Annotated in this window: 23 protein-coding genes and 1 tRNA gene; 10 read left to right on the top strand and 14 right to left on the bottom strand. The window is 60.0% G+C overall.

Annotated features, from left to right (window positions below):
- Positions 1–17 precede the first annotated feature (17 nt).
- The gene (locus AC13RC_RS33325) at positions 18–752 is read right to left on the bottom strand and encodes a type 1 glutamine amidotransferase (protein ID WP_488559709.1); all 735 of its coding nucleotides are present in this window, start codon (positions 750–752) and stop codon (positions 18–20) included.
- 226 nt (positions 753–978) lie between these two features.
- Here AC13RC_RS33325 and AC13RC_RS33330 point away from each other — a divergent pair, with 226 nt between their 5' ends.
- Entirely contained in the window at positions 979–1272 is a 294-nt protein-coding gene (locus tag AC13RC_RS33330) for an Rdx family protein (protein WP_034514177.1), read from the top strand.
- A gap of 18 nt (positions 1273–1290) precedes the next feature.
- Here AC13RC_RS33330 and AC13RC_RS33335 read toward each other — a convergent pair whose 3' ends face one another.
- Positions 1291–1719: a BA14K family protein gene (locus AC13RC_RS33335; protein ID WP_113329855.1), complete on the bottom strand. Its 429-nt coding sequence runs from the start codon at positions 1717–1719 to the stop codon at positions 1291–1293.
- A gap of 189 nt (positions 1720–1908) precedes the next feature.
- Here AC13RC_RS33335 and AC13RC_RS33340 point away from each other — a divergent pair, with 189 nt between their 5' ends.
- The 3 genes from AC13RC_RS33340 (at position 1909) to AC13RC_RS33350 (ending at position 3923) form a co-directional block, all read left to right on the top strand.
- A complete protein-coding gene (locus AC13RC_RS33340; protein WP_269245557.1) occupies positions 1909–3330 on the top strand; it encodes a phosphomannomutase in 1422 nt (473 codons plus the stop codon).
- A 92-nt stretch (positions 3331–3422) separates the two neighbouring features.
- Positions 3423–3507, top strand: a tRNA-Leu gene (locus AC13RC_RS33345).
- Positions 3508–3794: 287 nt separating this feature from the next.
- Complete coding sequence (locus AC13RC_RS33350) at positions 3795–3923, top strand: hypothetical protein (protein WP_488559710.1); 129 nt, start codon at positions 3795–3797, stop codon at positions 3921–3923.
- Between the two features lie 43 nt (positions 3924–3966).
- Here AC13RC_RS33350 and AC13RC_RS33355 read toward each other — a convergent pair whose 3' ends face one another.
- On the bottom strand, positions 3967–4233 hold the full coding sequence (locus AC13RC_RS33355) for a DUF982 domain-containing protein (RefSeq protein WP_113390827.1): 267 nt from the start codon (positions 4231–4233) through the stop codon (positions 3967–3969).
- Positions 4234–4534: 301 nt separating this feature from the next.
- Between AC13RC_RS33355 and AC13RC_RS33360 the strand changes: the two genes are divergently transcribed.
- Positions 4535–4717, top strand: a complete 183-nt coding sequence (locus tag AC13RC_RS33360) for a hypothetical protein (RefSeq protein WP_069611006.1) — start codon at positions 4535–4537, stop codon at positions 4715–4717.
- Between the two features lie 225 nt (positions 4718–4942).
- Here AC13RC_RS33360 and AC13RC_RS33365 read toward each other — a convergent pair whose 3' ends face one another.
- Positions 4943–5719 (bottom strand): SDR family oxidoreductase, encoded by a 777-nt coding sequence (locus tag AC13RC_RS33365; RefSeq protein ID WP_488559711.1) that lies wholly within the window; start codon positions 5717–5719, stop codon positions 4943–4945.
- A 107-nt stretch (positions 5720–5826) separates the two neighbouring features.
- Positions 5827–6690, bottom strand: coding sequence for a MurR/RpiR family transcriptional regulator (locus AC13RC_RS33370; protein WP_113329839.1), 864 nt, complete (start codon positions 6688–6690; stop codon positions 5827–5829).
- A 275-nt stretch (positions 6691–6965) separates the two neighbouring features.
- On the opposite strand from AC13RC_RS33370, the gene AC13RC_RS33375 reads away from it, so the two are divergent.
- The 3 genes from AC13RC_RS33375 to AC13RC_RS33385 are packed head-to-tail and all read left to right on the top strand — an operon-like array spanning position 6966 to position 10055.
- Positions 6966–7451, top strand: coding sequence for a hypothetical protein (locus AC13RC_RS33375; RefSeq protein ID WP_113330036.1), 486 nt, complete (start codon positions 6966–6968; stop codon positions 7449–7451).
- Between the two features lie 11 nt (positions 7452–7462).
- Positions 7463–8938 (top strand): M81 family metallopeptidase, encoded by a 1476-nt coding sequence (locus AC13RC_RS33380; protein ID WP_488559712.1) that lies wholly within the window; start codon positions 7463–7465, stop codon positions 8936–8938.
- 1 nt (position 8939) lies between these two features.
- The gene (locus AC13RC_RS33385; RefSeq protein ID WP_488559713.1) at positions 8940–10055 is read left to right on the top strand and encodes a D-TA family PLP-dependent enzyme; all 1116 of its coding nucleotides are present in this window, start codon (positions 8940–8942) and stop codon (positions 10053–10055) included.
- A gap of 171 nt (positions 10056–10226) precedes the next feature.
- Here the strand turns inward: AC13RC_RS33385 and AC13RC_RS33390 are convergent, their stop codons facing one another.
- The 7 genes from AC13RC_RS33390 to AC13RC_RS33420 form a co-directional block, all read right to left on the bottom strand.
- The gene (locus tag AC13RC_RS33390) at positions 10227–11360 is read right to left on the bottom strand and encodes an ABC transporter ATP-binding protein (RefSeq protein ID WP_488559714.1); all 1134 of its coding nucleotides are present in this window, start codon (positions 11358–11360) and stop codon (positions 10227–10229) included.
- Between the two features lie 84 nt (positions 11361–11444).
- Positions 11445–12674, bottom strand: a complete 1230-nt coding sequence (locus tag AC13RC_RS33395) for an ABC transporter substrate-binding protein (protein WP_488559715.1) — start codon at positions 12672–12674, stop codon at positions 11445–11447.
- A gap of 36 nt (positions 12675–12710) precedes the next feature.
- Positions 12711–13568: a carbohydrate ABC transporter permease gene (locus AC13RC_RS33400; RefSeq protein ID WP_152093858.1), complete on the bottom strand. Its 858-nt coding sequence runs from the start codon at positions 13566–13568 to the stop codon at positions 12711–12713.
- Positions 13565–14452 (bottom strand): carbohydrate ABC transporter permease, encoded by an 888-nt coding sequence (locus AC13RC_RS33405; protein ID WP_183812464.1) that lies wholly within the window; start codon positions 14450–14452, stop codon positions 13565–13567. Before AC13RC_RS33405 ends, AC13RC_RS33400 begins: the two co-directional genes overlap by 4 nt.
- A 13-nt stretch (positions 14453–14465) precedes the next feature.
- Positions 14466–15623: a Gfo/Idh/MocA family protein gene (locus AC13RC_RS33410; protein WP_488559716.1), complete on the bottom strand. Its 1158-nt coding sequence runs from the start codon at positions 15621–15623 to the stop codon at positions 14466–14468.
- A 191-nt stretch (positions 15624–15814) separates the two neighbouring features.
- Complete coding sequence (locus tag AC13RC_RS33415) at positions 15815–16147, bottom strand: hypothetical protein (RefSeq protein ID WP_488559717.1); 333 nt, start codon at positions 16145–16147, stop codon at positions 15815–15817.
- 252 nt (positions 16148–16399) lie between these two features.
- Positions 16400–16669 carry a hypothetical protein gene (locus AC13RC_RS33420; protein WP_488559718.1) on the bottom strand — a complete coding sequence of 90 codons (270 nt, stop codon included), beginning with the start codon at positions 16667–16669 and terminating at the stop codon, positions 16400–16402.
- On the opposite strand from AC13RC_RS33420, the gene AC13RC_RS33425 reads away from it, so the two are divergent.
- Positions 16568–17257 carry a glycosyltransferase family 25 protein gene (locus AC13RC_RS33425; RefSeq protein WP_488559729.1) on the top strand — a complete coding sequence of 230 codons (690 nt, stop codon included), beginning with the start codon at positions 16568–16570 and terminating at the stop codon, positions 17255–17257. The genes AC13RC_RS33420 and AC13RC_RS33425 overlap by 102 nt on opposite strands.
- A 61-nt stretch (positions 17258–17318) precedes the next feature.
- Here AC13RC_RS33425 and AC13RC_RS33430 read toward each other — a convergent pair whose 3' ends face one another.
- Together AC13RC_RS33430 and AC13RC_RS33435 are read right to left on the bottom strand one after the other, a co-directional pair.
- Complete coding sequence (locus AC13RC_RS33430) at positions 17319–19304, bottom strand: polysaccharide biosynthesis protein (RefSeq protein WP_113390821.1); 1986 nt, start codon at positions 19302–19304, stop codon at positions 17319–17321.
- 215 nt (positions 19305–19519) lie between these two features.
- Positions 19520–21196: a GumC family protein gene (locus tag AC13RC_RS33435; protein ID WP_488559719.1), complete on the bottom strand. Its 1677-nt coding sequence runs from the start codon at positions 21194–21196 to the stop codon at positions 19520–19522.
- 194 nt (positions 21197–21390) lie between these two features.
- Here AC13RC_RS33435 and AC13RC_RS33440 point away from each other — a divergent pair, with 194 nt between their 5' ends.
- Positions 21391–22470: a glycoside hydrolase family 5 protein gene (locus AC13RC_RS33440; RefSeq protein ID WP_488559730.1), complete on the top strand. Its 1080-nt coding sequence runs from the start codon at positions 21391–21393 to the stop codon at positions 22468–22470.
- The last annotated feature ends 46 nt before the right edge of the window (positions 22471–22516 follow it).

Genomic DNA, 22516 nt, shown 5'->3' on the forward strand with positions numbered 1-22516 from the left:
GAGGCCAGTTGGGATCCTCAAGCCTCTGCGACCTGAGGAAGTTCTGCCTGAGCGCCAATCGTCCGCACCCAGGCCCTTGCGATGGCGAGGCCCGCCGTCTCAGCCGCTGCCGCATGCTTGGCGACGAGTTCCGGATAGCGATCAAGCCAGCCCGGCTCCTTGCGCTCGATCGTTTCCTTGAATTCGCCGCGCCAGCGCTCGACCACGGCGGCATTGGCTTCGAAGTGAAACTGCGTGCCATAGGTGGCGCGGCCGATGCGGAAGGCCTGGTTCGGCGTGACGCTGTTGGCGGCCAGGCGCGTGGCGCCAGCAGGCAAGGTAAAGGTGTCGCCATGCCATTCGAAGATGGTGAATTCATCGCCGAGATCGGCGAGCAGCGGGTCCTTCTTTCCCTCGTCGGTCAGGCCGACCGTCTTCCAGCCAAATTCATGGGCGGTGCCGAGCAGATTTTCGGCCTCATAGGCGCGCGCCAGGATCTGGCTGCCGAGGCAGATGCCGAGCACGGCCTTATCCTCGCTTTCGAAGCGGCGCATGAGCTGCGCCAGCTCCGGCAGATAGGGATGGGTGTCGTCGTCGCGCGCGCTCTGTTCGCCACCGAGCACGGCCAGGGCATCCCAGGACGAGGTGTCCTTCGGCAAAGCCTCCCCGCTCCAGGGGCGAAACCAGTCAAGCTCGGCTCCGGCCTCCTCCAGCGCGATACCGAGAGCGCCAAGCGGGGTGTTCTTCATATTCTCGATGATGGCGACGCGCATACCGTTGATTCCCGAGCAATGTGACCACCGGAGATGAGCATGAGGCGGCGGGAGAGGCAAGTGGCCAGGGCGTTTCAACAGTCAACGGAAATGTCGAACCACTCCGGCCGTCTTTCCTTGCGCAATCCCGGACGGAAAACCGCCTGGCACTTTTCCTGGAATTGCTTTGGCTTGCAGCGGACTAAAGTTGAGCCTAGATCTCAGCAAACAACGAAGGATCAGGACGATGAGCGACAAGCCGCGGATCACCATTCTCTACTGCACGCAATGCAACTGGCTGCTTCGCTCCGGCTGGATGGCGCAGGAGCTGCTGCAGACCTTTACCGACAGTCTTGGCGAAGTGGCGCTGATCCCCGGCACCGGCGGGGTCTTCGAAATCCGCATCGACGGCGAGCTGCTTTGGGAACGCAAGCGGGATGGCGGCTTTCCCGGGCCGAAGGAGCTGAAGCAGCGGGTGCGGGATGTCATCGACCCCGAACGCGATCTCGGCCATACCGACCGCGCATCGCTGGAGAGCTAGGCCCCGCTGCGCGGGGCATTAGTCGAAGGGCGAACGACAGGGCCTGGTACCGTTGTTGATCGTCGTATAGCTGTCGGTGCCGGGATTGTAGGTCCGGTAGCGCTCGGCGCACCAGGTCTGATGCCGCTTGAGCTGCTGGGCCGGCGAGGGATAGACTGTTCTCGGCGGTGGCGTAAAGGTTTCGCGCGGAGGAACCTGAACTCGCGGGCTGCCAAAGCGATTGAGGCCCCCGTTATAGGGCGGCGTGATCGGAAGCGGCTGACCTGGGCGGGTGTAGAACTGCCGCTCGCCGAAACCGAAGCAGCCACGGGAATCGCAGATGACTGTATTGGTGCGCGGCGGAGTGATGAGCTTCCGGGAGTCCGAGGCGGCTGTCGCGAAATCCACCTGCGACAGCGAGGCAAGCGCGAGAACGCAGCCAAACGCGATCCTATGAAAAACAGCCATGACATACTCCTGTTTCGGACGCTGCGAACCTATGGCGGGCCGCCGCACCTCTTATCTTAGTTGGGGTCATGACGACGGCAAAACCAGTGCTGCCGCAACCGGAACCTATCGATCCACGATGAGTTGATCGCCGCCACCGCTTGCGCCATAACAGCCCAACCATTGCAAGGGAGATTGCCCGTGACCAGCTTGAAATTCGGTACCAGCGGCCTTCGCGGCCTATCCGCAGACCTTACGGGACGGGCATCGGCGCTCTACGCGACGGCCTTTGCCCGTCATCTGCTGAAAAACGGCCATGCCAAACCGGGCGACCTCATCCTCGTCGGCCGCGATTTCCGCGAATCGAGCCCGGCGATCTCGGCCACCTGCATCGGCGCGCTGAAGCGGGCCGGCCTGACGCCGATCGACTGCGGCACATTGCCGACGCCGGCGCTGGCGCTTTACGGCCTGCAGCTGAAGGCCGCCTCGCTGATGATCACCGGCTCGCATATCCCCGCCGACCGCAACGGCATCAAATTCTATCGCCCTGATGGCGAAATCGACAAGCGCGACGAAGTGGCGATCAGCGAAGAGGCGCTTGCGATTGGCGATTCAGTGCTCGACGAAACCCCTGCCGAGGCGGAAAACCGCACGGCGGAGACGGAGGCGCTATTCCTGGAGCGCAACAAGGGCCTGCTGCCACCAGGCAGCCTCGCCGGCCTCACCATCGGCGTCTATCAGCACAGCACGGTGGCACGTGATCTCTTCGGTCAGGTGCTTACCCATTACGGCGCCCGCGTCGTGCCGCTCGGCCGCTCCGAGAGCTTCATTCCGGTCGATACCGAAGCGGTCTCAGCCGAAACCATCCGCCTCATGAAGGCTTGGGCGCCCGAGCACGGCCTGGATGCCATCGTCTCGGCTGATGGCGACGGTGACCGGCCGCTGGTCGCGGACGAAACCGGCGAGCCCCTGCGCGGCGATCTGCTTGGCCTCATCGCGGCAAATTTCCTCGGCGCCGATGTTGTGGTGACGCCGGTTACCTCCAATTCCGGCATCGAGGCCGCCGGTTCCTATGCCGTCACCCGCACCCGCGTCGGCTCGCCCTATGTGATCGCCGGCATGGACGAGGCTATTGCGGCCGGCAAGGCCAATGTCATGGGCTTCGAGGCCAATGGTGGCACCTTGACCGCCAGCCGCTTCACCGTCGAGGGAAAAGCTTTCGAGCCGCTGCCGACGCGCGACAGCTTTCTGCCGATTCTCGCGACGCTCTATGCCGCCGCCAAGGCACGCAAACCGCTTTCGGCCGTTGCCAGCAGCTACCGCCTGCCCTTTGCCGCCGCCGACCGTCTGGAGAATTTTCCCGTGGAAACCAGTGCCGCGCTGATGGCCTATCTACGCGCCTCCGACGCCAATCTTTCGGACTTCCTGAAGCCGATCGCCACAGTCGCTTCCAAGAGCGATATCGACGGCCTGCGGGTGACACTTGTGGATAACCGAATCATCCATTTCCGCCCTTCCGGCAACGCGCCGGAAATGCGCTGCTACGTGGAAGCATCGAGCGAAAGCGAGGCAAAGGCCCTGCTGGAACAGGGACTTGGCCTGATCAGCGCATGGGCCGCAGCCCGGGTTTGACCCGGGCTCCACCCGCTTTTTTCACGATTGCCACGAAAACTTCAAAAACCCTGTTGACACCGGACGGCCACCCCCTTACATGCGTGTCCGTCGCCCAGATGGCGGAATTGGTAGACGCGCAGGTTTCAGGTACCTGTGCCGCGAGGCGTGGAGGTTCGAGTCCTCTTCTGGGCACCATTTCCTTTCTTGAGAAACACGGATTTCTCAAAGATTTCAAGATTTAGCGAGCTCTTGCAATGCCGCTTCCGGTTCGCCGGGAGTTCATAAGAACTTGTCTTGAAATCGGCTATCCGGATGAAAGCCGGCCTTTCGGCATCCCTGAATAATCGTCTTTTGAACGGATCCCTGATGCCCGCCGCTGGCAGGCGATGAATGCCTGGTCAACAGCTGCCGCCCAGTGTCTTTAAATCATTGACTATCGAAGAAGAGATCGACCTAATGGGGCAAACCCTGAGGGACGTTTGATGGACCACAAGAGCGACTGGTACGACCTGATTGTTGGCAACGGCAATGTCAACAAAGGACTAGGGAGGATGATAGGGTTCATCCTCGCCGTCATCATAATCCTCAGCCTTATCTTCTGGGCAATCTAAGCGCCTCTCGCCGAGGGAGGCCGTCGCCACTGTCTTATGTCGACTAATGAAGGCTTCCCGAATCCGGCCTGACGCTAAGTCCGGCCTCACGCACCGCCTCCAGAAAAGCCTTTCGCGACCGCTCGGCGGAAACCTTGCCAAGAACGGCATCGAGGCAGACCAGCACGGCCTCATCCATTGCCGGGCCGCCATTGACCGGCCACTCCTCGCTCATGCAGTTTGCCGCGTCCAGCGCGTTGGTGATGATCGCGAAATGGCCGATGCCGTCGAGATCGACTATGACGGGATTGTTCCAATCACCATATTCCATGGCAGCCCTCCTCGCCTTTACGCTACAAGCCCATAACGGGGAGCAGCGGCGAGATGTTCCTGGGCTCTGCGCAGGGCGTTAAGACTTTCTTGCGGCGCCTCATCGGATGTGACCGGAGGCGAGACGCTCTGTATGGAGACCGCGATGGACAACCAGTCAAATACCCCAATCAGGGCAGAGGCCGAGATCCGCGCTTCCCGCTGTGTGCAAACCTCCATCCCGTTATGGCGCTACCTCGCGCAACGTTATCTCGTTAACTTTTGCCGAAGGGAGGAAAAAGACGAATAAGGGGAACAATAAAATGGACCACGTCTGCAACCTGCTCTGGCTCGCCTTCAGTGTCGCTCTTCTCTTTGCCGCGTTGAACCGGCGGCTCGTCGGTGATTACGTCGCCATGTGGTATCTGCTCGTTATCACCGTGGTGACCGTAATGGCCTGGGCGGGTTTCTTCCCGACCGACATGGCGACGCTGCGCGCCGGTTAGCGCGCTCCGGCGCCACAACCATGCAATCCTGCCTACCTTTGCTCGATAACAGTCAGGCACGAAAAAGGCGCCGAAAACCTATTTCGGCAGCCTTAAGCATGAATAAAGATCCAGCCGGCGCTCCAAAGCACCCATGTCAGCCGACCATACTCCCGTGCTCGCGAGACCAGGTGTTTTGGGGATGAGAGGGGACGGCTGTATTCCATTCCCCTTCGGCGTAGCCCGTCAGTAATGCTCGGACTGGGAGAAAGTATGGGCGAGCTCCGCCTGCCCCGCCGTCAGGCCGCAATCGACAGGCAGGCAAACGCCTGTTATCGCGGAAGCAAGCGGGCTTGCGAGGAAGGAGACCGCATTGGCGATGTCGACGGGATCGACGACGCGTTGTAGCGCATACCAGCGCTTCGCCTCCTCAAAGACGTTGGGATTGGCAGCGGCGCGGACTTCCCAGGCTTGCGTGCGCACTGTGCCGGGCGCGACTGCATTCGAGCGGATGCCGAACTTGCCGTATTCGACCGCGACCAGCCGGGTGAAATGCAGAAGCCCCGCCTTGGCCGCGCTGTAGGCCGGATGACCAAAGACGGCCATACCGTTGACGGAGGCGATATTGATCACCGACCCTTTCGACGCCTTCAGCATGTCCTCGACGGCGCGGAAGCAGAGAAAAGCCGCTTCGAGATTGAGGGCATTGTCGGCACGCCAGATGGCCGGCGTGGTATCATGAAGGCTGACGGCGCGTGCGGCACCGGCATTGTTGACGAGAGTCTTCACCCCGCCGAGATCCGATGCGGCCTTTGCCATGGCGGCAACATCGGCATCGCTGGTGATATCCGCCTTGAACGTGACGAAACGCTCCGCTGGGCCGAGTTCTCCAACAGCCTTCTGCATGGCCGCCTCGTCGATATCGACGAGCAGGATGATGTCGTGGTCATCCGCCAGGCGTTTTGCGATGGCACGGCCGATATCGCCGGCAGCCCCCGTGACGATGGCGACGGATTTGCTCATATCATATTCCTTCGATCGATTCCCCGAGCGGCTTGATCCGCCACCCAATGTTGTTGTTTTCGGCGGAGCCCAATGTGATGAGCTGCGCCGACTTTCGCGAAACTGCTCTAATCTCCAAGAAGCTGACGGTCGTCGCCATCGCGATGGGTGACGAGCTGCTGCTTGATACGGCGCAGCGTCACCGTTGCCTGCGGCTGAATGCGATAGGCGACCAGGCTAGCAAGAATGTCCACCACGGCCAGATAGGCGATGCGGGTCGATGTCGGCCGATAGATATTGTCTCCTTCCGGCAGGTCGACGGGCACCGTAATCTCGGCGGCGCGGGCCACCGGACTTTCACTCTGCGTCAGGGCGATGGTCGGCACCTTGGCTTCGCGTGCCAGCGCAAAAGCGCGCACCAGCTCGGCGTTGCGGCCGGAGAAGGAAGAGCCGATCAGCACGTCCGTCGGCTTGGCGGCGGCAGCCATCATCAGCTGCATGCTGTGGTCGGAGCTCGCGGTAATGCGAAGGCCGAGCCGGAACAGGCGGTTCTGCAGCTCGGTCGCGATCATAGAGGAATTGCCACCGGAGCCGAAGGCGTAGATCATCTCCGCACTGGCGAGGCGGTTCGCCGCCCGCTCGATGGCGGCAACATCCAGCCCGCGATGCAGCAGGAAGAGTGCGTTCTGCGCCTTGGTAATAATATCCTGGGCAACGTCGGCTGGTGCGATGCTCTTCGGCTCGGGCTTCAGATAGCGCATGCCGACATAGGCTGTCCGCGCAAGCTGTACCTTGAAATCGGAAAAGCTTTCGCAGCCCAGACGTCGGCAGAAACGCGTCACCGTCGGCGGCGAGACATCCGCCTTGCCCGCAAGCTCGATGATGGAAGCATTGACGGCGAATTCGAAATCATTGAGGACGATGTCGGCGATACGGATTTCCGATTGCGAAAGCCGGCCTCTCTCTTCCTGCATGGTCGTGAAGATATCCATCAGCCCCCCTTCGTCGCTGCTTCACCCACTTTTGACACGTAGTCAGCGACACGATCCATCTCAATCTTCCCGATCCCGCCGGCGCCTGTGGGACAGGCATGCGCGCAGAAGCGGCTCGTCATTCGTTCCCGTTTCGCCGGAACCGTGACATGCGATGGCCACCATGCGGTTCCTGCAAATTATTTTCTTGATACGTTGACAAATGACCATAGAAAGCGGAATTTGGCCAGTGAAAATCGCAAATTATGAAAAGAATTTAAATGACGGCGGATGCCATGCGTGATCCTTTCAAGAATCCCTTCCCTGCCAGCGATACCGCCAGGCATTCGATCTGGGAGATGCTCGTCCCGCGCGATATCGATGCTTTTCTTGCCGCCGACTGGTCGATGGTCGCGGGCGATTTCGTCGAAGAGGGCTTTATCGGCATCGATGGCAAGCGCGCGGTCAGCCCGGACAAATGGCGCCTCGCCTTCCCGACGCTGTCCGCCTATCGCGACGAGTGGCTGCGCCAGGCACGCGACTTTGCCACGCAATCCTTTGCCGAAGATCCGCGCACGGCCATCTTCACGACAACGACCCTCGAAGACATCGAGATCGAAGGCGATATGGCACTGGTGCGCAAGAAGTTCGACGGCAGCCTGAAGAAGTCGGATGGCGGCATCGACGTGATGAAGTGGCAGACACTTTATTACTGCCGCCTGCATGAAGGACGCTGGAAGATCTGCGGCTTCACCGGCTATCTGCCGAACCCCATGGAATAGAGGCGACAGCATTGCGCATTTTCACGGCGGCCCTTGCGACCGAGACGAATACCTTCTCTCCTATCTGCGTCGACCGGCGCGCCTTCGAAGCCTCTCTTTATGCGCCGCCGGGCACGCATCCGGAAACGCCGACGCTATGTTCCGCACCGATCACTGTGGGACGCCGTATCGCGGTGGAAAAGGGCTGGGAGGTGATCGAGGGTACCGCCACCTGGGCCGATCCGGCCGGGTTGGTCAATCGCCGTACCTATGAGGAACTGCGCGACGAAATTCTCGAGCAGTTGCGGGCGGCAATGCCTGTCGATGCCGCCGTTCTCGGACTGCACGGCGCCATGGTTGCGGATGGTTACGAGGATACGGAAGGTGATTTCCTATCGCGCGTGCGCGACATCGTCGGGCCGGATATCCTGGTCTGCGCCGAACTCGATCCGCACAGCCACCTTACGGCGAAGCGCCTCGCGGCCGCTGATTTCTTCGTCTATTTCAAGGAATTCCCGCATACGGATTTCGTCGATCGCGCCGAGGACCTCTGGCGCATCGCCATCGATACGCTGGAAGGTAGGGTCAAGCCAGTCATGTCCGCCTTCGACTGCCGCATGATCGATGTCTTTCCGACGTCGCGCGAGCCGATGCGTTCCTTCGTCGACAAGATTATGGCGATGGAAAAAAGTGACGCCGATATTCTTTCGATTTCGGTCATTCATGGCTTTATGGCAGGCGATGTGCCGGAGATGGGTACGAAGCTGCTCGTCGTTACCGATAATAAGCCGGATAAAGGTTCCGCAATCGCCCGCGATCTCGGCCTGGAACTCTTCTCAAAGCGCGGCACCTTCATCATGCCGCAGATCGACGAGAAGCAGGCGGTAAGCGAGGCCATGGCTGCCGCTTCGGGTCCGGTCGTCATAGCCGATCTCTGGGACAATCCCGGCGGCGGCACGGCAGGCGACGCAACGGTCATCCTGCAGGAATTGCTCGATCGCGGCGCTACCGACACGGCGATCGGCACGATCTGGGACCCGATGGCGGTGCAGATCTGCATGGCGGCCGGCGAAGGTGCCGAAATTCCATTGCGCTTCGGCGCGAAATCGGCGCCGGGCACGGGCAATCCGATCGACGGCCTCGTCAAGATCATCCGCCTTGTCCCCAATGCCGAGATGCGCTTCGGCGAGAGCTTCGCGCCCTTCGGCGATGCTGTGCATATTCAGCTCGATGGCATCGATATCATCCTGAACTCGACGCGCGCGCAGAGCTTCGATCCGAGCCTGTTTTCCGTCATGGGCATCGACCCGACAACGAAGAAAATCCTGGTCATCAAATCGACCAATCATTTCTATGCGTCTTTCTCGAAGATCGCATCGCAGATCCTTTACTGCTCCGCAGGAACGCCTTATCCCAACAATCCGGCGCGCACCCCCTACCGCCGCGCGCGAAAGGATATCTGGCCGATGGTGGCGGACCCCTTTGCAGAAGAACGGAAAGACGCCTGACATGGCTCCGAGTATCGCTCACGACATCGCCTTGGAAATCAGCCCCAAGCCGGGCGACACGATCGACAGCCTCTCCACGCCACGCCCGATCATCGACGAAGACCGGCTGGCTGCGAATATTGCGCGCGTGCAGTCCTACATGGATGCGCACGGACTGAATTTCCGCCCGCACATTAAGACGCACAAGATTCCGGCCCTCGCACGCGCCCAGGTCGCCGCCGGCGCCAAGGGCATCAACTGCCAGAAGATCACAGAGGCGGAAGTCTTCGCCAATGCAGGTTTCGAAGATATCCTGATCACCTTCAATATCCTAGGGGCTGAGAAGCTCGCACGGCTTTCGGCTTTGAACGACCGTATATCCGGCCTCAAGGTCGTGGCCGACAGCACCGTGACGGTTGATGGACTTTCCGGCTGGTTCGCCGCCCGCAAGCCGCTGACCGTGCTGGTCGAATGCGATACCGGCGGCGCGCGCTGCGGCGTGCAATCGCCAGAGCAGGCGGCCGCTCTCGGCAAGCATATCGCCAGCAAGCCCGGTCTCGTCTTCGGTGGCTTGATGAGCTATCCGAAGCCGAACAACGCCGCCGCGACGCAGGCTTTCCTCGTCGAAGCCATAGCGCTGCTGAAGAATGATGGCATCGAATGCCCGATCGTCAGCAATGGCGGTACCCCAAGCCTTTTCGAGGCCCACCTCGTGACGGCCGCCACCGAGCATCGCGCCGGAACCTATATCTATAATGACCGCTCGATGGTGCGTGCGGGCCATTGCCGGGAAGAGGATTGCGCCATGCACATCCTCGCCACCGTCGTTTCTCGCCCGACCGAGGATCGCGCCGTCATCGATGCCGGCTCGAAGGCACTGACCTCAGACCTTCTTGGCTTTGCCGACTACGGCCAGTTGGTCGGCTACCCGGACGCCGTCATCAAGGGTCTTTCGGAGGAACACGGCGTCATCGACCTGTCGAACTGCACCGGCCCTCGTCCTGAGATCGGCGACAAGATCCGCATCATACCGAACCACACCTGCGTCGTTTCCAATCTCTTCGACCAGATGGTATTCCATCGCGATGGCGTGGTGACGCGCGTCGAAGAGGTAGCGGCTCGCGGTCTGGTCTGGTAGGGCGATCCCTCACCCGCTCTCGTGGTTCGAGACGGCCCTTTGAGCCTCCTCACCAAGAGGGCTGATTCTCTACGCTGTAGCCAAAGAACGGTAAGCCGTATTGAGGACCAGGTTTACCCCATCCTCACCCTGAGCTTGTCGAAGGGCGAGGATGGCCAGCACCACCTCCCGTCAGGAAGCGGCCTGGTTCAGCAAGTCCATGTCGATTTCGGTCAGCTCCACCCGCCGCTCGAAAGCCTGGCCGTTTTCATCGAAGAGATGGCAATCGCCGAGGCGGATACCAGTCTTCAGGGGTGCGTCCATGCGGATGGCGGCGCTGCCGGGCAGCGTCGCACAGAAATTCTCGTCGATGCCATCAGCCGTGGCATAGGCGACCGTTTGGGCGCCGAGCCGCTCCACGACCGTCGGTACGATCGTGAGGGTCAGATCACCATCGCCAAGCTGGACATGCTCCGGCCGGATGCCGAGGGTCAATGCCTTGCCGGCAAAGCCTGGACGCGGCGTAACGGGCAGCAAGGCCTTCTGGCCCTTGTAGTCCACCTCCACACCGGCATCGCTGACATTGGTACAAGTGACGGGCAGGAAGTTCATCTTAGGATTGCCGATGAAGCGGGCAACGAAGGTATTTGCCGGCTTGTGATAAAGCTCCAGCGGCGCACCGACCTGCGATATCTCGCCGGCGTTCAGCACAACGATGCGGTCGGCCATGGTCATGGCCTCGACCTGATCGTGTGTCACATAGATCATGGTTGCCTGCAACTGGCGGTGCAGCTTGGCAAGCTCGATGCGCATATCGGCACGCAGAGCTGCATCGAGGTTGGACAGCGGCTCGTCAAAGAGGAAGATCTTCGGCTCGCGCACGATCGCACGGCCGATGGCGACACGCTGGCGCTGACCGCCGGACAGCTGACCCGGCTTTTCCTGAAGGCGTTTATCGAGGTGCAGGATACGCGCAGCATTCTCGACCTTGGCCTTGAGTTTGTCCTCCGCCATCTTCTCCACCCGCAGCGGGAAGGCGATGTTTTCGAACACCGACATATGCGGATAGAGAGCATAGGACTGGAAGACCATGGCGATGCCGCGCTTGACGGGCGGCAGATCATTGACGCGCGCGCCATCGATCTTGATGTCGCCGCTGGTCACATCGTCGAGGCCGGCGATCATGCGCAGCAAGGTCGACTTGCCACAGCCGGACGGACCGACAAAGACGATGAATTCACCGTCATTAACGTCGAGCTCGACGCCCTTGATGACCTCAAAATGACCGTAAGATTTTTTGACCTGATTAAGGTGCAGCTTTCCCAAACTCTGTCTCCGCGCGGCGCCGCCATGGGGCGGGCAGGGCTCCAAAGGCCGCGCGCATTGCGCGCGGCCCGGTGATTTGCAGGCTTACTTGTATTGCTCGAGATCGGCAGCGGCCTTCTTCAGCGCATCCGCCGGCTGAGCCTGACCGGTGACGACCGACTGGACCATGGAGATCATCACGTTCTGGAAGCCCTTGTAGTCCTTGAAGAGCGGCTCGGGACCACCATAGGCGATGCCGTCGATGAACGGCTTCCAGGAAGCATCCTTCTTGACGAACTCGTCAACCATCGGAGACGGGCGCAGCGGCGTGAGGCCTGCGCCGCCCTGGAGTTCGTATTCGCCCTGCGGGCCGGGAGACGTGATGAACTTGGCGAATTCGATCGCCTTGTCCTCGACGCCGCTGCCCTTGAAGACGGCAAGGCTGTCGGTGATGAGCAGCGTGCCCTGACCCTTGGCCGAAGGACCGAGCGGCAGCGGTGCCACGCCCCAATTGATCTTTGTTTCCTTCAGACGAGCGGCGGCACCGGAGCCGGCCTGGATCATGCCGACCTTGCCATCGAGGAAGATGGCCCGCATTTCGTTCTGTTCGTAAGCGGTCGGCCCTTCGACCGAGTAAGGCGTGATGTCCTTGTAGGCCTGGAGAGCTGCCAGAACCTCGGGGCTATCGAGAACGATCTTGTCGCCGTCGATGACCTTGCCGTTGTTGGTGTAAACCCAATGCAGGAACTGGTGCATGGTGTTATCGAAGGTCTTGGCCGAGAGGCCATAGCCCGGAATGCCGGTCTTTTCCTTGATCGCCTTGGCGTCGGCGATTTCTTCAGCCCAGGTGGTCGGCGGCTTTTCCGGATCAAGACCTGCCTTCTTGAAAAGATCCTTGTTCCAGTAGAGCGCCTTTGTCGAGAAGGCGATCGGTGTGCCCCACTGCTGCCCATCAATAGTGACCGTATTCACGATCCCCGGATAATAGGCCTTCTTCTCGTCGTCCGTCATCGGGATCGGAACGATCAGATCGTTGTCAGCGAACTGCTTCAGCGTGCGCGAACCGACATAGGCCATGCCGACCGGCGTACCTGCTGCAGCCAAGGTTGTTGCCTTGTCCTGGCATAATTCCCAGCCGACGAGCTCTGGCTTGACGACCCAGCCCGGATTCTTGTCTTCCCACTCCTTGATATATTTCACATGGATCGGATCGATGCTGTCACCGCAATAGATCCAGCTGATTTCCTTGTCGGCGGCCTGGGCGTTAACGGCGCCAAGCACGGTGGAGCCGAGCAAAGCAAGGGCGAGAAGCCCCGTCTTGAAATGGAATGTCACGTTTAAGCTCCCGTTCTCTCTGGTGGTTGATTGATTCTATTGCTTCACCGCGCCAGCGGTCAAACCGCTGACGAGATACCGTTGCAGGAAGAAGATCACGACCAGAGCCGGCGCGATGCCGACGAAACTTGCGGCCATGAGTTCGTTCCAGACGACCTCCTGCCGGCCAAAATAGGCAAAAAGCCCAACCGGCAGCGGCATGTATTCCGTCTTCGAATTGAAGGTGAGCGCATAGATGAACTGCTGCGCGTAAGCCTCGATGAACGAGGAAATCGCAACGACGACGATGCCGGGCATGGCGATCGGCAGGATGACGCGACGCAGCGTATAGAACTGGCTCGCACCATCCACATAGGCTGCCTCATCCAGCTCGCGCGGGATGCGGCGGATATAGGTGTGTAGCAGCCAGATCCCCGTTGGAATGATGAAGGCCACTCCTGGCACGATCATGGCGAAATAGGTGTTCAGCACACCGAAGGAACGCATGAGTCGGAACAGCGGGATGAGCAGCACGGCGCCGGAAAACATCTTGACCGCGAGGAACGCGCCCAGCAGCAGGCCGGATCCCTTGAATTCGAAACGTGCGAAGGCGTAGGCGGCCGGCACGACGAGGATCAGCACGATGATGGTGATCGTGCCGGAAACGAGGAATGAGTTGAAGATATACCAGCCGAAACCCGGCACGCTCGTCCACATCGTGCGATAGGCCGTGAACGAACCGTTCTCGGGGATGAAGCGGTAAGGCGACGAGAAGAGCTGGCTCAGCGGCTTCAGCGAAACCAGGAACCCTTCGATGAAAGGCGCCAGCACGAAAGTGAGAAACAGCAGGATTCCGGCATAGATGCCGATCAGCTCATACCATTTGTAGCGATGGATCATCGAAGGGTGGCTCATCGCTGCTTGGCTCCCGTTGAAAAGCGGCTCGTCAGGCGGAAATAGGCAAGGCAGAAGAGCGACAGGAAGATGCAGATCAGCACCGCACGCGCAGCACCCTCGCCATATTTGTAAGACCCGATCGCCGTTCGGTAGGTGTCGATGATCATCGTCGTCGTTTCGCCGTTCGGACCGCCGCGGGTCAAAATCCAGATGATGTCGAAGGAATTGAAGGTCGAGATCAGCGAGAGCATCGACATGGTGACCAGAGACGGCACCAGCAGCGGCAGCGTGATGCGGCGAAAGCGATAGAAGCGGCCGGCGCCATCCGTCCACGCCGCCTCATAAAGATCATGCGGAATCGCCTGCATGGCCGCCAGCATGTAAAGAGTGACCATCGGCACGCCGATCCAGACGTCGGTGACGATCGTCGCCCAGAAGGCCGAACTTCCATAGGCAAGGAACGCGACGGGACCATCGACGATGCCGAAGCGCTGCAGCAGGCCAGATATCATGCCGAACTGGCCATTATACATCCAGCCCCACATGAAGATGCCGATCGCCATCGGCACGATCCAGGGCGGCATGGTCAGCACTCGGAAGAGCGCGCGGCCCGGAACGGCCGAGTTCAAGAGTGCGGCGCCGAGAGTGCCGATGATCATCTTGATCGACACAGAGAAGAAGGTCCAGATGAAGGTGCGGACGATGACGCTTGCGAAAGTGTCGTTGAAGATCTTCGCATAGTTCTCGAAGCCAACCCAATTCGTCACCTTCTTCAACGACGCATCGGTGAAGGACAGAATTATCGTGTCGACCAGCGGATAGGCGACGATGACGGTGACGTAAAGGAGAGCCGGAAAAAGCAGGAGCCAGGCGAAGATGACCGTGCTGCGTTGAACACCCATCCTGCGCCCCTCCCTAGGCGGCTCTTGAATGAAGCGCTTCGTCGAACTCGTCCCAGATGGGCCGGAGATCGACGACGGTCCGCTTCATGCGCGCCTCGTCCATCGAGAGAGCCAGAATGCCGGCTTCCAGCGCATTCTGGGTCGACACCGGCAGGTGCAGACCCGTCTTGACGTGCGCGATAATATCGGCCGCCATCTGTTCGTCGGCCCCATAATGCTGCGAAAGCGTGGTGGCCGCGTAGGTCTTCTCGATCACCTTCCTGCCGGTCAGCATCTCATGGACATTGAAATAACCACGGATGAAATCGCCCTCGGCCATGCCGCGCGAGCCCATGATGGCGAAACGGCGGAACTGGTCTGGCACGTTGAGATTGGTGTGGAAGTTCATGCCGACACCATTGGCATACTCAATGATCGCGACCTGATAGTCTATGATGTCACCGTCGCTGTCGAAGACCTTGTCAGACCCCATCCAACCGCTCGGCTTGCGATGGAAGAGCTCGAGATCGTTGATGCCTTCCCGCGCGGGATCGTTTTCCGGAATGAAGCTCTTGCGGCCGCCAAAGCTTGCGACCCGCTCCGGCCGCGCGCCAACCACGCCATTATAGAGATCGAGGTCGTGGCAGCATTTTTCCAGCATGAAGCTGCCGGAATAATGTTCGTAACGGCGCCAGTCGCGCATGAAGAAGGCGCCGTGATAGGGTTCGATATGCTCGGCAGCCTCGATGGAAACGACATGGCCGAGCTTCCCCTCGGCCTGGGCGGCGAGGAGATCGCGATACATCGGCGAATAGCGCAGCACGAGGCCGACATTCAGGCGCTCATGACCGAATTTCGCCATCAGGCGGGCAAGTTCGATACTGTCCTTGATGGTTGTGACGATCGGCTTTTCGCAGAAGATCTTGAGGCCGGCCTCGAGGCCGATGCGGATGTGATCGAGATGCATGTGGTTCGGCGAACCGATCATCAGCAGATCGATCTTTTCGTTGGCGATCAGATCCTGGGGTGTTGCATAGGCCTTTCCGGCTGAGATGCCCTTTTCGAGCAAACCGGGCAGGCCCGCGGGTTCCGGATCGACATATCCTGCAATCTCGAAGCTCTCGTCGATCGCCTTGAAGACATAGCCCAGATAGCCTAGGCGGAATCCCAGCCCAATGATTCCAACGCGCATGCTTTTATGTTCCCATTACGTAATTTATTTTCGTAACCTTGGGGCAAATTTTCGCATTCGTCAACGACGTTCGCGCATTTAACCAAAAACATGAAATTTATTTTCAGACCACAGCGAAACCTACCGACGCGAACATCAAGCCACGCTCGCTTTGATTGCGCTGCTGCTTAATTCGGCAGAATGCCTACGACTTATCTATCCGGCCCGTTATATTGCCAATATTGGTAGTTCGGCTTTCTGGTGCTGCTGGAAATGACGCCATTCTGATCGCAAACGTAACCGAGGCGCGGCAAGCCGCGGTAGAACGGACCTTCGTGAAAATAATCGGCGTACACGGTGGCGGTGCGACACTGAAACTTCTCGTCATCAGCCACTTTCGGCGCAGTAACTCCCGGAAGGTCCTTGTAAGGATAGACGGGAGCGACATATGGCTTGGGGAGGAGCGGATTGTCGGCAAGTGCGGCCGCCGGCATCAAGACCGCAAGGGACAGGGCAGCAATGGCGATTTTCGACTTGATCCACATATACTGCTACGCTCCTTTACAAATGCGAGCGCAACGACCACACGCCGCATATCACAGATATAATGGGGCTGGGGTCATGCGCCAACGGGTTCCCCGATCAAAATCATGGGCAAGGGATGGTTTTCGCATCGCCGACGCTGGCCATTCACGCTACGTTACACCAAAAAAAAATGCTTTTATCTGCAAATACAATGCAGGCGTGTGCAAGCGATTTGCGACAAGTCATAAGCATGTTATATAGTATGAAAATTGTCATCCTGGTTGTTGTCGGCGTGATTTCTGTTTGAAGGAGTAACAGTCATTCTCGAACAGATTAATCGTATCCCGCCCCTTGCTGACCCGGAGATTGCTGACGATGCCGCTCAGCAGGTTTCCATTTATGTCATCAATCTTGATCGCTCGCGTGATCGCTGGGAACGACTGTGCAACCAGGCCGTCGAATATGATCTGCATATCACGCGCGTTCCTGCCGTCGACGGACGTGTCGTCGCGGAGGCAGACCGCGTCGATTTTCATCCGCATTCGTTCATCTATCACAACGGCCGCAAGCTCCTGCCGGGAGAGTACGGATGCTACCGCAGCCATCTGATCGCGCTGGAGCAATTCGTCGCAAGCGGCGACAAGATGGCGATCATCATGGAAGACGACGTCGAGCTCAACGAGAAGCTTATCCCGCGTGCAATCGCAGCGATGGAAAGCGTCGAGGGGGCGCGTCTCGTCAAGCTCGTCAACCATCGCCTTGTCGGCTTCAAGCCGATCTGCGAAACCAGCGAAAACGATGTCGTCGGTCGCTGCATGCATGGTCCGCAGGGATCGGCTGCCTGTTATATCGTCAACCGCAAGGCGGCCAAGAAGCTGCTGACGACGCTGAAGCCCATGCTTCTTCCCTACGACGTCGCCTTGGAACGCGGCTGGTCAACCGGCGTCGAGACATTCACGACCTTTGAAAACCTGGTCGATTTCAGCCCGCACCGCGCCCACACCACGATCGGCAAACGCGTGCATTACCGCGCGGTAAAGCGGCATCCGCTGTTGCGGCTCACGGCACATTGGTTCCGCACCTGCGATCAAGTGCGCCGCTGGTACTACGCCGTCAAGGTCAAGCAGTAGCGATCAACAAAGCCTGGCGAGGGCAAGCCCGAAGAGCGGCCGCCTAATGGCGGATACGCCTCTATAACTGCGCAACGTTGTCGAGGTTCGGCTGATCGACCGTCAGATCCGTCTCGCGCTCGCGATAGACCAGATCAACCACTTCGCTGCTCGGCGCATAGCCGGAAACGAGCTTTTGCAGCAGGGCTTTCGCCAAGGGAATGTCGTTTTCATCCAGTGCCGCCTCGAGTGCGGCGAGCCGCCTCGACAGCTCCGGCCAGGGCAGGAAATCCTCCTTGGCCTGCATGATGCGCGGATGGCTGGTCGGCTGCGGGTTGTCGCCGATCAACAGTTCCTCAAAAAGCTTCTCGCCCGGTCGAAGGCCGGTGATTTCAAGCTCGATATCGCCATCCGGCTCGTCCTGGTCCCGCACGGTCAGACCGGACAATTCCACCATTCGCCGCGCGAGATCGGCAATGCGTACCGGTTCGCCCATGTCGAGCAGGAAGACATCGCCGCCGCCCGACATCGCGCCCGCCTGAATCACAAGCTGCGACGCCTCGGGAATGGTCATGAAATAGCGGGTGATATCGGGATGCGTCAGCGTGATCGGGCCGCCGTCGCGGATCTGCTGGCGAAAAAGCGGCACGACCGAACCGGATGAGCCGAGCACGTTGCCGAAACGGACCATGGCGAAATTGGTACTGTCGGTGCCGGGCTTGCGATCTGCATCCATCGCCTGCAGCACCATTTCCGCCAACCGCTTGCTGGCGCCCATGATGTTGGTCGGTCGCACGGCCTTGTCGGTGCTGATGAGGACGAAATTTTCGACACCATGATCGCGCGCAGCTTCGGCCGCTATCTGCGTTCCCTGCACATTGTTGCGAATGCCTTCGACGGGATTGTATTCGACGAGCGGCACATGCTTGTACGCAGCGGCATGATAGACGGTCTTCGGCCGCCAGGCCTGCATGATCTGCCTGATTCGCTGGCCATCGCGGACGGAAGCTAGGAAGGGAATGATGCGCACATCGGCGGCGTGGCCGGCGGAGGCGGCCGCCTTCTCCAGTTCGCCATGAATGGCATAAAGGGCGAACTCGCTCTGTTCGATCAGCAACAGGGAGGACGGACCGTTCTTCAGGATCTGGCGGCAGAGTTCGCTGCCGATCGAGCCGCCGGCACCGGTGACCATGACGACCTTGCCGCGAATGTTCTTCTCGATCAGACCGCGATCGGGAGCGATCACGTTGCGGCCGAGCAGATCCTCGATATCAAGCTCGCGCAGATCCGAAACCGCGACGCGGCCCTGCGCGAGCGCCGTCAGATCTGGCATGGTCCGTACGGTGACGCGAGCTTTGCGCATGTCTTCGAGGATTTCGTTGCGCCGCTGTCGCGTGGCATTCGGCAGGGCGAGCAAGACGCCCTTGATCTCGCCTGAGACTACGAGCGCCGGCAGATCGGCCGGATCGTAGATCGGCAGCCCGCCCATAATGCTGCCATGCAGGTTGCGATCGTCGTCGAGATAGCCGACGACGTTCAGCTCCGCGCTGTTGGCAAGCGCGCCCGCAAGCTGACGCCCTGAAGCACCGGCGCCGTAGACCAGCACCTTGGCAAGCTGATTGCGATTGAGAAGACGCTGATAGGCGTTGCCAAGCCAGTAGCGTGTCCACATGCGCGACAGGCCGATCGCGATCAGCAGCAGCAGGGGCTGCAATATGCCGACGGTGCGCGGCACGCCCGGCACGCTGATGGCGGTAAAGATCGTCATGAAGGCGAGCGCATAGATCGCCACCGCCTTGACGACCGTCACGAACGCCGAAAGGCCGGCATAGCGGAAGATGGCGCGGTAAAGGCCGAGGACGATGAAGATCGGAATGGCGAGCAGAAGGGAGACGATCGCCGGCAGCCACTCGACGCCTTCGAGGATGACCCAATCGTCAAGGCGAAGACAATAGGCAAACCAGACCGTCAGCACGCACAAGCTGGCATCGACCAGCAGCGCAAGCGCGCGCTTGGTGGAGCGCGGCAACGCCAGAAACGGCAGAACGAGTTTATCCGCGGGCACCATCGATCAGCTTTCCCTGGCGCCACTCATCGGAGCAACGGACCGCTTTTCTCGCATAGATTGTCTCACAAAGTATCGCACAACGCTTAATGACCGTATCGCGCTTCCATTAGCAAGACCCAATCATCCCCAGCGCCGATTTACATTTAGAACAGTCGACGCGCAATTGCATCCTCAATGCTGAAAAAGGCGGCCGATGCGAAAGGGTAAGACGATGGTCACTTGCCGAAATAGCTGCGGATGACGGGATGCCAAAACAGGCCGAGGAGAACGGCAAACGCCATGCCAAGACCGGCACCAAAGATTGCGCCGGCGATCAGCCCGGCCACCATCATCACCTTGCGGCTCGGCCCATCCGCCTTCAGTGGCGGTTCCGCCTCCGAGATCACGCGAATATTGCTCTGCGAGAGGTCCTGGGCATCGCTCGCCTGACCGGACCGTTTCAGCAGCGATTCATAGAGATTGCGAGCCGCGGTCGCCTTGCGCTGCAGCTCGTTCAGGCCGACAAGCTTGCCTGAGGTATTGACCTGTGAGGCCTTCTGTACTGCCAGTTCCTTGGCTATATCCTGCTCGGCCTTCTGTGCCTGCTCATAATCGGCGCGGGCCGAGGTCATCTGCCGCTGCAGCTCCGCGCGGATTTCGGCGGCGAGGCTATCCAGTGACGATTTCGCGGCGAGCAGGCGCGGATGGCGGGCGCCGAGCTGGCTTTGAAGGCTGCCGACATTGGCGGCCATCGTCGCATATTGCTGCCGCAGGCTGCTCAAAGCCGTCGATGTCACCCCTGCGGACGGATTGTTGGAGACCACATCTTCAAAGCTGAGCTTGCCGGCAGCGTCCGCGCGGGCTCCTGCCTCGATCGTTTTCTGCTGGGCCGTTACCAATAGGTCGTTCAGAGCGGTCAGACGTTTGTCGGAGATCAGATTGCCCTCGACGGCCACCATGTCGTTGTCGGCGCGATAGGTTTCGACGGCCTTTTCGGCTGACAGTACCTGCTGGCGCAGATCCTCCAGGCGGGAATCGAGCGCCGTATTGCTGTTCCTGTAGGTGCTCGCAGCCGCCTTGCTCTCTTCCTCCATGAAGGAGGTCACAAGCTGGTTGGCGATCTCGGCCGATTTTTGAGGATCGCCCGTCGTCACCTTGGCATTGACGACGTAGGTGCTGGATTCGCGGGCGATCTGCACTGCTTTCGCCAAGGCGGCGGTGGCCACATATTTTGCCGCCTCGCCAGTGGCGCCGCCATTGAATTTCGGATCCTGATCGAGTTTCAGCGCATCGACGACGCGCCCCAGCACCTTGCCGGAAGACAGGATCTGCGTCTGGCTGTCGATCATCGTCGTGATCAATTCCGGTGGCGTCGGCGCCTGCTGGGCGGAATCGGAGCCTCCGACCGGCCGAGGGTCGAAATAGAGGCTGGTCTCGGCGGTGAATTTCTGCGGAATAAGGGGAATGACCGCTCCGCCCAGAACGGCGCCGGCGCCTGCCAGGGCAAGAACAACGAACTTCTTCGCCCAGATCGAAGCGATGGCCGATCGAAGATCAAGCAAAGGCAACTTTGCCGCCGGTATCGATGCCGTCGGAGCAGCGACAGATGCCGGTACAACCGCAACCTGCTCGACAGTAGGCACCGCAGCAGTGACAACCGGCTCGGAAACGGGGCGCCGGGCTACCGGCTCCTCGACATCGGATCGCTTCGGCGGGCTTTGCTGAACGACGGCATCCGGAATGGGCGCCTCAAACTCTTCGGAATGTGCCATGGGCTCGGCAGCGGCGACGAAATCCCGAGGGCGCAAGACAGGACTGCGCAAGCGCATACCGTCGCGCCGCATGTCAGACGGCTCGGTATCGCGCCAACCCGCAAGTCGGTCCGATCTCTTGCTTCGTTCCATTGAGCTCATGGCAGACTTTCAATGCTCCGCAGACGCATTCCACGCAGCAGGTGCCGGAAGTTTAGAAACGTTTGGCTAACGGAACATTAAGGACGCTCTCAGGAAATCGCGTGGCACGCGCGCGCATGATCCATCCCTTCATCATTGCTCAACACCATCATCCCTATGAAAAGCCACACGCGCACGGAAGGCAGGGCCATGCAATGACCGCATCGATGACGAAAACTCTGCGACGCCTCCTGGCCGCTACGGTCATGCTCGCTTTCACGGCGCAGGCGGAGAGCCCCCTCGCGGCGCAGCAACTATGCTATCGCGGCGTCAATCTGTCCGGCGCGGAATATGGCGAGCGCGGCGGGATCGTGAATGTGAATTACACATATCCGTCCGAACAGACCGTGCGCTATTTCGCAGAAAAAGGCATGAATACGATCCGCCTTCCCTTCCGCTGGGAGCGGTTGCAGCCCGTGCTCGGAGCACCTCTCGATGGCGACGAACTGCAGCGGCTGAAGGATGCCGTCGATCTCATCCAGAAGCATGGAATGACAGTCGTTCTCGATCCCCACAATTACGCCTATTACGACAAGACGCAGCTCAAGCAGGCTCCCGCGACCGATCTTGCTTTCGGCGATTTCTGGGCGCGGCTTGCGGTGGAGTTCTCCAATCGAAAGGGCGTCGCCTTCGGCCTGATGAACGAGCCCCACGATATCAAGGCTCCCGATTGGCTCGAACTTGCCAACACCGCCATCCGCAGCATCCGAACCATCGGCGCGCGCAATCTCATTCTCGTGCCCGGCACGAACTGGACGGGGGCGCATAGCTGGTCGGCCGACGTTCTGGGCGGCGGCGCCAATGGCACGGTCATGCTCGGCGTCAAGGACCCGATCGATTTCTACGCCTTCGAATTCCACCAATATCTGGATTCGGACAGTTCGGGCACGCACCCGGTCTGCGACGGCACCGACAAAGCCGTGAAGGGCATGAACGACGTTACCGACTGGCTGCGCAAGAACGGGAAGCGCGGATTCCTCGGTGAATTCGGCGTCGCCGCCAATGATGGTTGCCTCGACGGTCTCAAACAGGTTCTCGACATCATGAACGCCAACAGCGACGTGTGGCTCGGCTGGACCTATTGGGCCGCCGGCGACTGGTGGCCGTCGGAGGAGCCGCTCAACGTCCAGCCACACAACGGCCGCGACAAGCCGCAGATGAAGGTTCTTACCGAGGGGCTCAATCGAAAAGTGTCGCTGGCAGCCTCATGCGCGTTGGTCAAGCCGGCGAAATGATCAGTGACGGGCAGCCGGCTCTTTGTCGCGAATCATCGGCCTGATA

It is taken from the genome of Martinezella sp. CNPSo 3890 (genome assembly GCF_057784455.1).